Source organism: Streptomyces sp. NPDC005955, from assembly GCF_042871255.1.
Classification (GTDB): Bacteria; Actinomycetota; Actinomycetes; order Streptomycetales; family Streptomycetaceae; genus Streptomyces.
Genome location: NZ_JBIAIF010000001.1, coordinates 521,694 through 537,155, shown reverse-complemented (window position 1 = coordinate 537,155; position 15,462 = coordinate 521,694). Strand labels below are relative to the sequence as shown.

Sequence of the window (15,462 nt, the reverse complement as noted above, 5' to 3'; positions counted from 1 at the left end):
GGACGTCAACGGGCCGGTCACCCGGCGGTGTGCCTGGTGGTCCCCGTGGTCCTGGTGGTCCCCGTGGGCCCGGTGGACGGTCTCCCGGACTCCGGCTCCTGGGCGCCGCGGGGGAGCGGCACCGGCACGGCGGGCGCCGGGACGGCCCGGGACCCCTGCTCGTAGGTGCGCGCATGGGCCTTGCACAGCCAGTACGTGGGCCCCTCCGGGGTGGTCACCTTGTTGAGGCCGCCCCACTCCTCGGCGGGGTCGAGCTCCCTCAGCAGGGCGTGCATCCGGCGGTGCTCGGCGTGGTCCACGGCGTGCACCGTCGAGCGGGACCCCGACTCGCCCAGCCCGCGGCGCAGTTCCTCCGGCAGCCCGTCAAGAAGGGCCTTCAGCACGTCCACGTCGTCCTTCATGGCCTTGCCCAGTTCCTCGGACACCGCGCCCAACGAAGCGCCGAACACCGGCACCACGAACTTCAGCGCCTGCAAGGTCCGGTGCACGTACGGCAACACCGTCTCCGTGAACGCGCCGTGCGCCGGGAGTTCGTAAGGCTCCACGCCCTCCAGCAGGTGCCATTCGCCGGGCGCCTCGCAGCACAGGTGGAGCTGGAACACCTCGCCGGGCAGCAGTGCGTGGCCGGCCTCCCGCCGGGTCAGCCGTCGCACCCACACCAGGCTCGGGCACAACACCTCCTGACGGGACTGCTCGCGGCGCAGCGAGTGGAGGAACCCGCGCTGCTGCTCGGCGAGCATCGCGGTCAGCTCGGCGTGCTGCGTCCGGTCGGCGCGCTGGAGGGAGTCCACCCGGGCCACGAGGTCGCTCAGCATGCGGTGCGACTCGCGGTCGCCCGGCCGTTCGATGCCCTGGAGCAGGAACGGCACGTCGACGTCCCACAGGTGCTCGGGGCACTCGATGCGTTCCCGCGGCGGATTCATCGTCAGCCGGTGCACCAGTTGTTCGTGCCGGAACTCGTGAGTGCAGGGGCGCCCCGCGTCGTCGTGGTGCGGACACGGCACCAGCCGGGTGATGTCCAAGCCCGGATAGCGCAGCAGGGTCTGCTCGAACCCGTCCTTGAGCACGGCGAAGAAGTCCTGCGGGTACGGGCCGCGCACCCTCAGCTCCGCCGACTTGGCGTGCCGGTCCACCGTGATCAGCGCCGCGTGCTCCCCGTCGGCGTGTTTCAACAGCGCACCGGACCGCCAGCGCACGGGCGTCGAGAAGCGGTGCTCCCGGGCGATGAACCAGGTCGGGATGCCGGGCGGAACGGTGTGCAGCCGGTAGCGCAGCCGTAGTTCGCGCTGGCCCGGGCCGCCGCCGTAGCGGTCCCACTCCGCCGTGTACTCCGGTGGCTCCCAGGGCAGCAGCTCCACCACCAGGCTCGCCGTCTTGTCCACCGTCCGGTACGACAGGTCGAAGTTCTCCATCATGCGTACGAAGTGCCGGCGCAGCGAACGGTCCACGTCCTGCCACAGGGTGTGCCCGTACGCGTGCCGGAACAGCCCGCCCTCCCGCAGCACCTCCTCGGAGTCGAGCACCCGGCTGATGTACCCGGTGAGCCACTGGGGGCGCAGCACCACCAGGTCGCACAGCTCCTCGTCGTCGGGGTAGGAGAGGAGGTCGCCCAGGCTGTGCAGGGCGGCGGCCAAGGAGTCCTGGTGCGAGGCGTCCCGGACGCCGGCCCCGGCGAGCAGGTCGTTCAGCTGCTCCGGTGAGATGTGCTTCTCGGGGTGGGCCCGTACGGCGTCCGCCGCGCGCAGCCAGGTGCGGGGCCAGGTCGCGCCCATCAGCGGCAGCCGCGCCACCTCCTGCCGGACGCGTTCCCGGACCTCGTCCACCCCCTGGCCGCTCGCGCTGTCCGCGCTCATGCTGCCGATGATCAGCCCCGGGTACGTCTCCCGGAGTGCGCTCAGCGGGAGGTCCGGCGGGCGCGGGCCCAGGTGGGTGGCCACCAGCAGCACCGGGGCGTGCGGGGCGCGGGCCTTGATCATGTCCAGCCAGTAGTGCAGCTTGCTGGCCTCCCAACCGATCTGCGCGGCCCACAGCAACAGGAACAGGGACCGGTCGGTGAGGAAGAACTGGTGGGTGGCGTGGTAGATCTCCTGCCCGCCGAAGTCCCAGGTCGCCAGGCGCATGGTGACGGGCCGGTCCGGGTCGGGCGGGCTCGGGTGCGGCAGGGCGAGCCGGCCGACGGTCAGTCCGTGGGTGCTGTCCTCGTGTGGGTCGTGGTCCTCCCCGCGCAACGCCTTGAGCAGGGAGGTCTTCCCGACCCTGCCCTCTCCGACCACGACGACCTTGGACGACCACTGGCGGACGGCGTCCGCGTCCAGGTCCCGCAGGAAGCTGAGCACGGCGGGTGTGCCCGCGGCGACGATCTCGGGGGGAGGGGTGGTGAGGGGGTTGCCTGCGAGGCCCAGCCGTGCAGAACGGCGCAAGTGGCCCAGGGAAACGGGCAGTTCGGTCAATCGGTTCTGATCGAGGATCAAGTTGATGAGCTGTGGCAGGTGGCCGAGCCAGCCGGGAACTTCGGTGAGTCCGCAGTGGGTGAGGTCGAGGTTCGTGAGCGTGGTGAGCTCGGCGATCTGCGGGGGGACGGAACACAAGGGGTTGTCCCAGATCAAGAGGCTGTGGAGGTCGGTGAGGTGCCGGAAGCTGTGGGGAAGTCCGGTCAACCGGTTGGCGTGGACGGAGAGAAAGACGAGGTGCCCCAGCCTCCCGATGTCCTCGGGGAGGGCAGACAGACGGTTCCTTCCGAGCCTGAGCGACCGCAGTGAGGTGAGGCCGTCCAGGTCCGGCGGCAGGGTCTCCAGGGTGTTGCCGGTGGCCTTGAGCGAAGCGAGCGATGTGAGGCGGGACAGTGAGTCCGGTAACCGCTCCAGTTGGTTGAAGGCGACGTCGAGTTCCTGTAGCCGTCCCAGGTCACCGATGCTTTCGGGGAGCGCGGTCAGGAGGTTGTCGTTCAGGGCGAGGATGCGCAGCCCGGTGAGCCGGCCGATGGCCTCCGGGAGTGTGCGCAACCCGGTCCTCGCGACGGACAGCACGGCGAGGTGCGTCATGTCGAACAGCCAGTCGGGCAGCGCACGGAGCCCCACGTCCTCGACGACGAGCACTTCGAGGTGGCTCAGCTCCCTGATCGACTCGGGCAACTCGGGCAGGACCAGCCCCGAGAGCTCCAGCCTGTCGCTCCGGGACGCCCGGCACTGGCTGATCAACCGTTCCGCTTCCGCCGCACCCGCACCCGCACCCGCATCCGACGCCCGTCCCCCGCGCACCTGCCCCACGCGCCCCGCCCCCGCCCGTCGATCCGAAGCGGGAGCCCGCACGCCCCCGCACCCACGAATCTACGGGCGACCACTGACAGTCGCCGTCCGTTCACGGAAACGGGGCGGTGCCCGCCGATCCAGGCCGGGAGGTGCCGACCAGGGACCCTGTCGGGTTGTCGTACTTTCATGCGACACTCCGCCTCATGCTCGGTGTCACAGACCTCTCCGCCTACCTCGTGGGCCTCGTCCTCATCATCCTGTTGCCGGGGCCGAACTCCCTGTACGTGCTGTCGGTCGCGGCCCGTCAAGGCGTGCGGCGCGGGTACACCGCCGCCGCCGGGGTGTGGGCGGGGGACCTGGTGCTGATGACCCTGGCGGCGGCGGGCGCGGCCTCGCTGCTCCAGAGCAACGCCGTGCTGTTCGGCATCGTGAAGTTCGTGGGCGCCGGATACCTGGCCTGGCTGGCGATCGGGCTGCTGCGGACCGCCTGGGCGATGTGGCGGGGCCGGGACGACCGTACCGACGAGGTCGGCGCCGAAGGGGCCGCCCCCGTGGCGGCGGGTGAACGTCCGTTCCGTCGGGCCTTCATGATCAGTTTGCTGAACCCGAAGGCCATCCTGTTCCTGATCTCCTTCTTCGTGCAGTTCGTGGACCCCGCGTACGCCTACCCGGCCGTGACGTTCGTGGTGCTCGGCAGCTGCCTCCAGGTCGCCAGTGCGCTGTACCTGTCCGTGCTGATCTTCGGGGGCTCCCGGCTGGCCGAGCTGTTCCGCAGCCGCCGCCGGCTGTCGGCCGGGGCGACCACGGCGGCGGGTGCGCTGTTCCTCGGGTTCGCGGCGAAGCTCTCCACCGCGGGCGTCTAGTGCGTCAGTGGTGCCAGAAGCGCCCACCCACGTTGTTGATCATCCGCTGGAGCACCTTCAGTGCTGCGACGTACTCCTCGTCCGACACCCCGTCGTGGATGGTGGCCATGCGGCCGGCCTGGAACTCGGCGGCCTTCTTGCGCAGGGCCTCGCCCGCGTCGGTGATGCGGATGCGTTCGTTCTCGTCAGACCCGGCCAGTCCCCGGCTGACGAGGTCCTGCGTCTCGGCCTTGATGCCCTCCTCCCCGACGTCGAGGTAGCCGCCGAGGAACGCGGCGAGGTCCTTGAGGTCGCGGCCGTCCGGGTGTTCGGCGAGTTGGTTGAGGACCCACCACTGGGGCTGGGTCAGTCCCTGCTCGGCCAGGCCCGCCCGGATGTAGGGCACCACGGCCTCGTAAGTGGCCCAACTCCAGTAGCCGATCGGCTGGCGGGCGAGTCCCTGGTCATCGTGTGTGTATTCCATGTCCATGACCGTAAAACCTCAACCAAGATCGAGGTCAAGCGCTCCCGGGCGCGGACCTGACCAGGGGGCGGCGGACGCCCACCAGGTCGCGCTCCGACAGGGGCGCGGGGAACTGCGCAAAACCACCGCGCACCCGCACGGGAACGGCGCACCCGCAGCCGAACGCACCCCGATCGAGGAACGGAGCACCGCCGGTCGTCATCCGAGCGCGGCCCGCTTGACGGCCCGGGCCCGACGCGCGACCCGGCGGACCGTCGCATTGCGGGGGATGAAGGCGAGCTGCGGCGCCACCCCACCGGGCAGGCCGAGCGCGGTGAGCCGACGCTTCTTGAAGTACCGCAGGGCGGGACCGCCCTGGTGCTGGCGCAGATACGCCTCGGCCTCGGCGCGGCGGCCGGGGTGGACCTTCGGCTGCATCGCGAAGCCGACGGCGGTGACCAGGGCGTTCAGTTGGTCCGCGGGGACGTCCACCGGCGGGGCGGTCGGTTCGGCCAGGTCGGGCAGGAGCGCGTCGGCCAGGGTGACGGGCACGCGGTTGCTGTTCTGGTACGGGGTCAGCCGCTCCAACAGCAGCGCGGTGCCGACCCGCGCGACCGGCAGCCCGTAGAGCGCGGACGCCGTGAACAGGGCCGTCGAGAAGCAGCCGACGACGAGCGCGGGCCCCTCCCGCTGGTACAGGACCTCAGCGAGGACCGGCCGGTCCAGCACGGTCAGTTCGACGTCCAGTTCCCCCGCCGCCTCCTCCAGGCGCTGTGAGATCCGGGCGCCGGCGGTGGGGTGCGGTTTGAAGACGATCCGCCGGTGGCCCAGGGCGACGGCGCCCCGCAGCATCTCCAGGTGCAGGTCCTCCTCCTCGTCGACGGTGAGGATGTCCAGGGCCGAGAGGTACTGGCCGAGGAGCAGCGCGGTTCCGGCGCCGTCCGGTTCGGGCCCGGACGACGGCCCCGCCTCGTCGGCGAGTTCCGCGAGGACCTTGAGGAACGCGTCCGTCGGGACGATCCGGGCCGGCACCCCGAACTCGGCGAGCAGCAGCGGTCGCAACCCGGGCACCAGGTCCAGGTGCAGCAGGGCGTGCACCCGGGTGCCGATCAGCGGGTCGAGCCGGTCCCGGGTGGGACCGTAGCTCATCAGCCCGTCCGCGTACACGTGCACCGGTGCGTCCGGGAAGATCCGCATCACCGCCATCGCCGGGTTGACGTGCGGGGACTCCACGACCAGCGTGACCTCGTCCTCGCCCAGGTGCCAGGCGAGCCGCAGGTACCGTTCCCACAGCGGGACGTCATCGGTGCGCGGCGACCAGCCGCTCGGGTGGAACGGGGCGATCGTCGCGTTCCACGAGCGGACCTCGTCGAAGCGGGCCCGCAACCGTGCGAAGCCGGGCACGGCGTCCAGGGCCGGCGAGGTCTCGGGCACGGCGGCGTTGTTGCAGACCAGCAGGACCGTCCGGTCGGCCGGGGGCAGCAGGCCCGCGTCGAGCGCGGCGGCGAGGGTGGCCGCCCCGTACGCGGTGGACGCCAGCAGGACACGGGTGCTCACGCGGTGGCCCCCGCAGCGGCGGGGCGGCGGCGCAGCCTGCGCAGCCGGGTGGCACGGGTGACGTCCATCGCGTCGAGCACCCCGTCCAACACCGCGGGGGGCATACGTCGCAGCGCAGCCGCGCTCATGACCTTGAGTTTGCGCGCCACGTCCGGTTCGAACCTTTCGATCGTGCTGAGGTGATGGGAAATGATCGCGCAGTACGTGCGCACGGCTTTCGGAAGGAGTTTCTCCGCCTCGGCGTCCTCGGCGGTTTCCCGGAGGACCTGGTCGAAAGCGCGAATGAAGTCGAGTTGCCGGACATCGCCGATCTGGGTGAGCGACGACGATATTCCGCGCCGGTAGAACACCCCGAGGAGCCCGGTGATCGCCATGGACCGGGCCTCGCGGTGCAGCCGCCAGATCCACGGCCGGTCCTCCGCGGTGCGCAGCCCGTCGGTGAAGTGGAGCAGCCCCTGCTCCACCAGCCGGCGGTGGTACGCGCCGGCCCAGGCGTACGGGTAGTCCACCGAGGTCGTGCGGTCGGCGGGCAGGATCAGCGAGCGGGGGTCCAGCACCTCGCCGCGCCGCCCGTGCGGTACGCGCCGCGGCGCACGGGACCGCCCGGTGCTCTGCACATGGTCGGTGCGCACGAAGTCGCAGCCCAACCCCTCCATGACGTCGATGAGTTGGTCGTAGTAGTCGGGGGCGACCCAGTCGTCGCCGTCCAGGAACGTGAGGTACGTGCCGCGGGCCGCGTCGATGCCCGTGTTGCGGGCGGTGGCCAGTCCCCCGTTCTGTTCGTGTCGCAGGAGCACCGCGCCCGGCAGGTCCCGCGCGGCCCGTTCGAGGAGTTCCCCGGTGCCGTCCTGCGAGCAGTCGTCGACCAGGAGGAACTCCCTGTCGCCGCGGGCGTTCGCGCGCAGGCTCCGCAGGGTGTCGGGCGCATATTGCCGCACGTTGTAGAACGGCACGATAACGGAGAGCTTGACCACCCGGCCGACGTTATGCGGATGTCCGGCATTCGTCTTGACCCGGGGACGCATACCCGGTGAACGACATGTGGCAGAACGGTTAACCGAACGCGCTGCCCGGTGTTCCCGAGGCCAATTGGTGAATCCGCGGTGTGCTGTTCACCCTTTGTTGTACTCGGGTTGGGCCGCGCCTCCGCATTGCTTCCTAGCGTCCTCGGTGTGCCAGCAAGTACCTCGAAGTCCCCGCGGGTCGCCGTACTCGCCGATTCCGACACCCGGTGGAAGTGGGGCGCCCTCACCGCGCACCGACTCGTCCCCGGCGGACGGCTCGACGGCCACCTCCTGCGCGGCCGGGCCACCCCGACGCCCCGCCAACTCGGCGAGGTCGACGAGGCCGGGGTGCGCCCCGACTCCGTCACGGAGGTCACCGCCGCCGAGTTCCTCGCCACCATGGCGCGGGAGCGTTACGACGTGGTCGTCCTCGCCCTGGTCGGCGGTGGCGTCCAGGCGATGTTGCACGGCCTCACCCACGCCTGGCGGGGCCGGGAACGGCGCCCCGTCGTCGTCACCGGCTACGTCGGCGTCGTCTACGAGAAGGTGACCGACGGGCTGCTGCTGCGGCACGGCGCCGATCTGGTCCTCGCCAACTCCCGCCGGGACGCGGAACGGTTCCGGGCGGTGTACGAGGGCGTGGGCGTCGACGCCTCCGCGGTCGTCGAGGTGGCGCTGCCGTTCCTCGGCGGCGCGCCGTACCGCCCCGCCGACCCGTACACGGTGGTGTTCGCCGCCCAACCCTCCGTACCGGCCGGCCGGGCCGACCGGGCGTACCTCCTGGAGCGGCTGGTCCGGCACGCCCGCCGGCACCCGGACCGCGAGGTGCTGCTCAAGCTGCGCTCCCGGCCCGGCGAACACACCACCCACGTCGAGGAACTGCCGTACCAGAAGCTGGTCCGCGGCCTGCGGCCCCCCGCCAACTTCCGGCTCGTGTACGGGCACATGGGCGAGGTGCTGGACCGTGCGGACCTGCTCGTCACCGTCAGCTCCACCGCCGCGCTCGAAGCGCTGCACCGGGGGGTGCCCACCGCGGTCCTCACCGACCTCGGGGTGCGCGAGGCGCTCGGCAACCACCACTTCGTGGGGTCCGGCTGCCTCGTCTCCTGGGACCAAATCGACGCGGGGCGGGTGCCGGTGGCCGATCCGCGCTGGACGCAGCGGAACGGGGTGGCGCCCGGTGACGCGTACGGCACGGCGTTCGACGCGGCGCGGGGGCGGATCGCGGCGCTGCTCGGCGGGGCGGGGCCCGGGGTGATCGCGCCCTATTACGACGCCCGCACCGCGCCGGGGTACGTGCCTGGCCTCCTCGCCCGGTACCACCTCGGGGTCGACGGTGTGCCCCTGGCGGGGGCGCCGAGGGCTGATCGGCCTTCCGGGCCGGTGCGGCAGGTGGTGCGGCGGGCCGCGCGGGGGGCCTATCGGCACGGGGTGCAGCGGGTTGCGCCGGTCGTGCGGCGCTTGGGGGAGCTGTGAGCGCGGTTGCCCGCGGGTGCGTTGGGGTGGCCCGCGCAGTTCCCCGCGCCCCTTTCGGGGCGCCCTGGTGCGGGTGCGCTGCACTGCGCGGTGCGCTCCGCGGGCGTCCGGCCTGCGGACCGCGGTGCTCTGCGGGTGCGCTGTGGCCGCTCGCGCAGTTCCCCGCGCCCCTGTGGGGCGCTCCGGTGGGGCTGATCCGGGGTCCGGGGCGGATTCGGGGCGGGGCGGCGCACCAGCGCAGGGGGCGCCCCGAAGGGGGCGCGGGGAACTGCGCGAGCAACCACGACGGACCCGTCACCCGACGGACGAAGCGAAGGCGCCCCGACCAAGGGGCGCGGGGAACCGCGCGAAACCACCGCGCACCACAGCCACCTGGAAGGACGGACCGATGACCGTACGCGCCCCCCACCCGGCAAGGGTCTTGGCCGTGGTCCCCGCCCGGGGCGGCTCCAAGGGAGTCCCGGGCAAGAACCTCGCCACGGTCGGCGGAGTCCCGCTGGTCGTCCGAGCGGTACGCGCCTGCCGCGCCGCCCCGCACGTCACGGACGTCATCGTCTCCACCGACGACCCCGCGATCGCCGAGGCCGCCCGACTCGCCGACGCCGAAGTGGTGCTGCGCCCCGCCGCCCTCGCGGACGACACCGCGACCAGCGAAGCCGCCGTCCTGCACGCCCTGGACGCCCACGAGTCGCGCCACGGCCACCCCGTGGACGTCGTGCTCCTCGTCCAGTGCACCAGCCCGTTCCTGACGGGCGCCGACGTGGACGCGGTCGCCGCCGCGGTCGCCCGGGGCGCCGACACGGCCGTGACCGTCGCCCCCTTCCACGGCTTCGTCTGGCGGGACCCCGCGACCGGCGGGGGGACCGGCGTCAACCACGACAAGGCGGTCCGACCCCGCCGCCAGGACCGCCCCCAGGACCTCCTGGAGACCGGCGCCGCCTACGCCATGGCCGCCCCCGGCTTCCGGACCGCCCGGCACCGCTTCTTCGGCCGCACCGCCCTGGTGCGCACCGACGCGGCACGCGTCCTGGAGATCGACGACCCGCACGACCTCGCCCGCGCCCGGGCCCTCGCACCGCTGCTCGACGCGGAGCGGCCCGGCGCCCTGCCGCGCCGCACGGACGTGGACGCGGTCGTCCTCGACTTCGACGGCACCCAGACCGACGACCGGGTGCTCATCGACTCCGACGGACGGGAAACCGTCGCCGTGCACCGCGGCGACGGACTCGGCATCGCCGCCCTGCGCGAGGCGGGCCTGGCGCTGCTGGTCCTCTCCACGGAACGGAACCCGGTGGTCGCCGCCCGGGCCCGAAAGCTCCGCATCCCGGTCCTGCACGGCATCGACCGCAAGGACCTCGCCCTGAAGCAGTGGTGCGAGGAACGGGGCATCGCACCGGAACGCGTGCTCTACGCCGGCAACGACGTCAACGACCTGCCGTGCTTCGCCCTCGCGGGCTGGCCGGTGGCCGTCGCGAACGCCCACGACGTCGTCCGCGGCGCCGCCCGCGCCGTCACCACCGCCCGCGGCGGCGACGGCGCGATCCGGGAGATCGCCACCTGGCTCCTCGGCCCCTCGCTCGACGGGTCCGGCCCCGTCCCCGACAGCCCCACACCCGGCAACAGCTCCACACCCAACAGCTAAGGAACCACCCCCATGTCCCAGCACCCCTCCCGTCTGCGCACCCTCGGCACCAAGACCGCCGGGCCCGGCCGCCCCGTCTACGTCACCGGTGAGATCGGCATCAACCACAACGGCGACCTGGAGAAGGCGCTCGCCCTGATCGACGCCGCCGCCGAAGCGGGCTGCGACGCCGTCAAGTTCCAGAAGCGCACCCCGGAGATCTGCACCCCGCGCGACCAGTGGGCCATCGAGCGCGACACCCCCTGGGGCCGCATGACCTACATCGACTACCGCCACCGCGTCGAGTTCGGCGAGGACGAGTACCGCGCCATAGACCAGTACTGCACCGCCCGCGGCATCGACTGGTTCGCCTCCCCGTGGGACACCGAGGCCGTCGCGTTCCTGGAGAAGTTCGACGTCCCCGCCCACAAGGTCGCCTCCGCGTCCCTCACCGACGACGAACTGCTGCGCGCCCTGCGCGCCACCGGCCGCACCGTGATCCTGTCCACCGGCATGTCGACGCCCCAGCAGATCCGGCACGCCGTGGAGGTCCTCGGCTCCGACAACATCCTGCTCTGCCACGCCACGTCCACGTACCCGGCGAAGGCCGAGGAACTGAACCTGCGCGTCATCAACACCCTCCAGCAGGAGTACCCCAACGTCCCGATCGGCTACTCCGGGCACGAGACGGGCCTCCAGACCACCCTCGCGGCCGTCGCCCTCGGCGCGGTGTTCGTGGAGCGGCACATCACCCTGGACCGCGCCATGTGGGGTTCCGACCAGGCCGCGTCCGTCGAGCCGCAGGGACTGAGCCGACTGGTGCGGGACATCCGCACCGTCGAGGCGTCCCTGGGCGACGGCGTCAAGAAGGTCTACGAATCCGAGCTCGGCCCCATGCGCAAGCTGCGCCGCGTCCCCGGCGTCGTCGTGCAGGGCGAAGCCGCTGCCGCCGCCGCGGGCGAGCCCGTCACCGTCTGACGCACCCCACCCCCCGCCACCCAGCCTCCCCGGAGCGGTCGTTGAGTCCCCGAGTCGGGCCGCAGGGCCCCACCCGCCCTACCCGCCCCACCCCGACGCTCGCGTTCGTCGAGAGCCCCGTGCAACTGCTCAACGTGTTGGAGTGGGCGCACGGCAGCGGGCGCACCCCCGGCGCCCCGGCCGGTGACCGCCCGCCGGACGTCACCGTGGTGGTGCTGTCGCCCGGCGACCCGATGACCCGGGGCCAGCTCCGCCGGATGGCCGAGCTGGCCCGGGACGAGGGCCACCGGGTCCGCTGGGAGGAGGCCCGCGGTGGCGGCACGGCCCCCCTCCGCACGGTCCGGGGCCTCGCCCCGCTGCTGCGCGGGGCGGACCGGGTCGTCATCGGCGACCCGTTCTCCCGCTACGTCCAGCTCCTGCTCACCCTGACCCGGGCCCCGGAGCTGGTCGTGGTGGACGACGGCACCGCCACCATGGAGTTCACCGCCCAGCTCGCGGGCGGTGAACGCCTGGTGCGCTGGCACCGCCGCGGCGGCCGGCCGGGCCCCCGCGACCTGCTGTTCGCCCCCGTCTCCGGCGCGGCCAGACGCCGGCTGACGCCCACCGGGGACCGGGCGGTGGAGGTGTTCTCCGCGATGCCGATCGCCGCGGTGCCCGAGGGCGTCCGGATCACCGCCAACGACTTCTCCTGGACCCGGTCCCGCTTCGGCCCGCCCCGGATCGGCGCGGGCGCGGACCTCGTCGGCACCTCCCTGGTGGAGACGGGTGTGGTGGACCCCGACCGCTACCTGGACGCGGTCCGGGCGCTCGCCCGCGCCCACGGCGCCACCCGGTACTTCGCCCACCGACGCGAGAGCCCCGAGAAACTGCACCGGCTGGCCACCGCCACCGGCCTGGAGGTGTGCCGCCCCGACCTGCCGTTGGAGCTGATAGCCCGCCGCGGCCCGATCGGCCGCACGGTGCTCAGCTTCCCGTCCACCGTCGTCCACACCCTGCCGCTCGCGCTCGCCGGTACGGGAGCCAGGGTCGCCGTCTGTGACATCGACCCCGACTGGCTCACCGAACGCGCCTCCCCCCGGGCGCACGGCTTCCTCTCGGGGGTCACCGGCACCGCCCGTGACGTGCACCGACTGCGGTCCGTGTGCGCGGGATAACCAGGTGTCCTACCCGCTCCCCGGGGCGTTCATTCGCGCCGCACCACGAACCGTTACGCCAATCCGGCTGAACTTTCCTAGATCACGGCCCAGTTGACCCTCCCGGCGCTTTACCCTTCAAAGGGTGAACCAACTGATGTCCGCTGACACAGACTCCACGCCCGAAGCCGACCGCCCCGGCGGGACCCCCCTGGCCGGGACGCTCCCCGGCACCCTGCCCGAAGCGCTCCGTGCCGAGCTGATCGCGTTCCGCCGCGACATGCACATGCACCCGGAGCTGGGCAACCAGGAGTTCCGCACCACGGCCGCCATCAAGACCCGACTGGAACGGGCGGGCCTCACGCCCCGGGTCCTGGCCACCGGCACCGGCCTCATCTGTGACATCGGCACCGGGGACGGGGCCCGTCCCGTGCTGGCACTGCGCGCGGACATCGACGCCCTGCCCATCCCGGACACCAAGACCGGCTGCGCCTACCGCTCCACGGTGCCCGACCGGGCGCACGCCTGCGGCCACGACGCGCACACCACCGTCGTCCTCGGCGCCGGCCTGGTCCTCGCCGAACTGCACCGCGAGGGAACGCTCCCGCACCCCGTCCGGCTGATCTTCCAGCCCGCCGAGGAGGTGCTGCCCGGCGGGGCGCCCGACGCGATCGCCTCCGGCGCCCTCGACGGGGTCGGGCGGATCATCGGCGTCCACTGCGACCCCCGGGTCGACGCCGGCCGCATCGGGCTGCGCCACGGGCCCATCACCTCCGCCTGCGACCGCCTGGAGGTCTCCCTCGACGGTCCCGGCGGCCACACCGCGCGGCCCCACCTCACCACCGACCTGGTGGCCGCCGCGGCCCGGGTCGCCATCGACGTGCCCGCCCTGGTCGCCCGCCGGGTCGACGCCCGCTCCGGCCTCTCCGTCACCTGGGGCCGCATCGAGTCCGGCCACACCTGCAACGTCATCCCGCAGCACGCGGAACTGTCCGGCACGGTCCGCTGCCTCGACCTCGACGCGTGGCGGCGCGCACCGGACCTGGTCCACGCGGCGATCGACGAGGTCGCGAGCATGTACCGGGCGAAGACCGAGATCACCTACGTCCGGGGCGTCCCCCCGGTCGTCAACCACCCCGACGTCACCGAGCTGCTGCGGTCCGCGATGACGGCGCGGCGGGGGGCCGGGTCCGTCGAGGACACCGTGCAGAGCCTCGGGGGCGAGGACTTCTCCTGGTACCTGGAGCACGTGCCCGGGGCGATGGCTCGGTTGGGGGTGCGGGTGCCCGGGGAGCGGGCGGTGCGGGACCTTCACCAGGGGGACTTCGACGTCGACGAGGCGGCGATCACCGTCGGTGTCGAGCTGTTCACCGCGGCTGCGCTGCTGGACGCGGCGAGTCGCTGACGCGGTTCCGTGCGGGTGCGCTGTGGCTCTGCGCAGTTCCCCGCGCCCCTGTCGGGTGCGATCAGCCGGCGGTGCGCTGTCCTGTGCGGGTGCGCTGTCGTTCTGCGCAGTTCCCCGCGCCCCTGATCCGGTGCGTCCCGGCGTGGGTGCGTTGTCCTGTGCGGTGCGCTTCGGTTTCGCGCAGTTCCCCGCGCCCCTTGTCGGGCGCTCCGGCGGGATGGCAGGACGCACCCGATCAGGGGCGCGGGGAACTGCGCAGAGCCACCGCGCACCCGCACGGAACCGCACACCGGCAGCTGATCGCACCCGATGGGGGGCGCGGGGAACTGCGCGACAGCACAGCGCACCGCGCAGGACAACGCACCCACACCAGGCCGCACCGGATCAGGGGCGCGGGGAACTGCGCGAAACGACAGCGCACCGCACAGAACAGCGCACCGCCAGGTGATCGCCCCCACAGGCCCCCGCCCCGAAGGGGCAAAGGGCAACCACCACGCCCCCCACAGCCCCCCGAACCCCACCACCCGCCTGGCCCCCGCACGGGCTGTGCGTCGATCCGATAACAGCTCCGCAAGAGCCCTTTATCTGACATCTACGCGCGTTACGATCGCGGCAAAACCAGCGCCGCAAGTGGCGCTTCGGTCAGGTTGAAGGAGCCCCCCTTGCGTCGGGTAGCCAAACTCTCCGCCGTGGTCGCCGCGACCGCCGCGCTCTCACTCACCGCCACGGCCTGTGGCAGCACGTCGTCCGAGAAGAAGGAGTCCGGTTCGGACTCGTCGTCCAGCGGGGGCAAGGGCGTCAAGATCGGTCTCGCCTACGACGTCGGCGGCCGTGGTGACTATTCGTTCAACGACTCGGCCGCCCGTGGTGCGGACAAGGCGAAGAAGGAGCTCGGCGGTGAGCTCAAGGAGCTGACCGCCAAGGTCACCGACACCGAGGCGGACCGCGAGCAGCGCCTGTCCTCCCTCGCCGATGCGGGTTACAACCCGATCATCGGTGTCGGCTACGCCTACTCCGCGTCGATGACGAAGATCGCCGCGAAGTACCCGGACACCACCTTCGGCATCGTGGACTCGGTCGTCGAGGCCAAGAACGTCGCCAGCATCACGTTCACCGAGGAGCAGGGCTCCTACCTGGCCGGCGTCGCCGCCGCGCTGAAGACGAAGAAGGACCACGTCGGCTTCATCGGCGGCGCGGACATCCCGCTGATCAAGAAGTTCGAGGCGGGCTTCGTCCAGGGCGTCAAGGAGACCAACTCCAAGATCAAGGTCGACACCCAGTACCTGAGCCGCGGCTCGGACACCTCCGGTTTCGCCAGCCCCGACAAGGGCAAGGAAGCCGCCCAGGGCATGCTGGACAACGGCGCCGACGTGGTCTACACGGCGGCCGGCTCCTCCGGCACCGGCGCCATCGAGGCCGTCGCGGGCGTCAAGGGCGCCTGGGGCATCGGCGTCGACTCGGACCAGTACAACGTCCCGGGTCTGGCCAAGTACAAGAACTCGGTGCTGACCTCGGTCGTCAAGAACGTCGACCTCGGCGTCTACGACCTGGTCAAGTCGGTCAAGGACGGCAAGCCGCTGTCCGGCGTCAACTCCTACCCGCTGAAGGACGGCGGCGTCTCGCTCTCCGAGAGCGGCGGCTTCCTCAAGGACATCCAGTCCAAGCTGGACGAGGCCAAGCAGAAGATCGTCGACGGCGCGGTCAAGGTCAAGACGACCCCGTAGTCACGCGGTCC

11 protein-coding genes are annotated in these 15,462 nt (G+C 72.3%); 7 read left to right on the top strand and 4 right to left on the bottom strand.

Translation table 11 applies throughout. The features are described from left to right. Positions 1 to 17: 17 nt before the first annotated feature. Positions 18 to 3,197 (bottom strand): COR domain-containing protein, encoded by a 3,180-nt coding sequence (locus ACFYOU_RS02280; protein WP_391302855.1) that lies wholly within the window; start codon positions 3,195 to 3,197, stop codon positions 18 to 20. Between the two features lie 254 nt (positions 3,198 to 3,451). Between ACFYOU_RS02280 and leuE the strand changes: the two genes are divergently transcribed. Beyond that, a complete protein-coding gene (gene leuE / locus ACFYOU_RS02275; protein ID WP_391302853.1) occupies positions 3,452 to 4,111 on the top strand; it encodes a leucine efflux protein LeuE in 660 nt (219 codons plus the stop codon). A gap of 4 nt (positions 4,112 to 4,115) precedes the next feature. Here the strand turns inward: leuE and ACFYOU_RS02270 are convergent, their stop codons facing one another. From ACFYOU_RS02270 to ACFYOU_RS02260, 3 genes are all read right to left on the bottom strand, one after another. Then, complete coding sequence (locus ACFYOU_RS02270) at positions 4,116 to 4,574, bottom strand: MarR family winged helix-turn-helix transcriptional regulator (protein WP_391302851.1); 459 nt, start codon at positions 4,572 to 4,574, stop codon at positions 4,116 to 4,118. Between the two features lie 198 nt (positions 4,575 to 4,772). Beyond that, positions 4,773 to 6,110: a polysialyltransferase family glycosyltransferase gene (locus ACFYOU_RS02265; protein ID WP_389761844.1), complete on the bottom strand. Its 1,338-nt coding sequence runs from the start codon at positions 6,108 to 6,110 to the stop codon at positions 4,773 to 4,775. Then, positions 6,107 to 7,084, bottom strand: coding sequence for a glycosyltransferase (locus tag ACFYOU_RS02260; RefSeq protein ID WP_391302849.1), 978 nt, complete (start codon positions 7,082 to 7,084; stop codon positions 6,107 to 6,109). Before ACFYOU_RS02260 ends, ACFYOU_RS02265 begins: the two co-directional genes overlap by 4 nt. Positions 7,085 to 7,282: 198 nt before the next feature. Between ACFYOU_RS02260 and ACFYOU_RS02255 the strand changes: the two genes are divergently transcribed. From ACFYOU_RS02255 to ACFYOU_RS02230, 6 genes are all read left to right on the top strand, one after another. After that, positions 7,283 to 8,590, top strand: a complete 1,308-nt coding sequence (locus ACFYOU_RS02255; RefSeq protein WP_391302847.1) for a DUF6716 putative glycosyltransferase — start codon at positions 7,283 to 7,285, stop codon at positions 8,588 to 8,590. 388 nt (positions 8,591 to 8,978) lie between these two features. Further along, complete coding sequence (locus ACFYOU_RS02250) at positions 8,979 to 10,232, top strand: cytidylyltransferase domain-containing protein (protein WP_391302845.1); 1,254 nt, start codon at positions 8,979 to 8,981, stop codon at positions 10,230 to 10,232. A 12-nt stretch (positions 10,233 to 10,244) separates the two neighbouring features. Beyond that, positions 10,245 to 11,189 carry an N-acetylneuraminate synthase family protein gene (locus ACFYOU_RS02245; RefSeq protein ID WP_391302843.1) on the top strand — a complete coding sequence of 315 codons (945 nt, stop codon included), beginning with the start codon at positions 10,245 to 10,247 and terminating at the stop codon, positions 11,187 to 11,189. Positions 11,190 to 11,230: 41 nt separating this feature from the next. Further along, positions 11,231 to 12,343: a hypothetical protein gene (locus tag ACFYOU_RS02240; RefSeq protein WP_391302841.1), complete on the top strand. Its 1,113-nt coding sequence runs from the start codon at positions 11,231 to 11,233 to the stop codon at positions 12,341 to 12,343. Between the two features lie 136 nt (positions 12,344 to 12,479). Then, positions 12,480 to 13,727 carry an amidohydrolase gene (locus tag ACFYOU_RS02235; protein ID WP_391302839.1) on the top strand — a complete coding sequence of 416 codons (1,248 nt, stop codon included), beginning with the start codon at positions 12,480 to 12,482 and terminating at the stop codon, positions 13,725 to 13,727. A 662-nt stretch (positions 13,728 to 14,389) separates the two neighbouring features. Further along, positions 14,390 to 15,451 carry a BMP family protein gene (locus ACFYOU_RS02230; protein WP_389761830.1) on the top strand — a complete coding sequence of 354 codons (1,062 nt, stop codon included), beginning with the start codon at positions 14,390 to 14,392 and terminating at the stop codon, positions 15,449 to 15,451. The last annotated feature ends 11 nt before the right edge of the window (positions 15,452 to 15,462 follow it).

Excerpts from the sequence above, each read along its gene's own strand:
- ACFYOU_RS02250 (WP_391302845.1), top strand. The coding sequence starts at position 8,979 with ATGACCGTACGCGCCCCCCACCCGGCAAGGGTCTTGGCCGTGGTCCCC.
- ACFYOU_RS02270 (WP_391302851.1), bottom strand. The coding sequence starts at position 4,574 with ATGGAATACACACACGATGACCAGGGACTCGCCCGCCAGCCGATCGGC.
- ACFYOU_RS02245 (WP_391302843.1), top strand. The coding sequence starts at position 10,245 with ATGTCCCAGCACCCCTCCCGTCTGCGCACCCTCGGCACCAAGACCGCC.
- leuE (WP_391302853.1), top strand. The coding sequence starts at position 3,452 with ATGCTCGGTGTCACAGACCTCTCCGCCTACCTCGTGGGCCTCGTCCTC.
- ACFYOU_RS02235 (WP_391302839.1), top strand. The coding sequence starts at position 12,480 with ATGTCCGCTGACACAGACTCCACGCCCGAAGCCGACCGCCCCGGCGGG.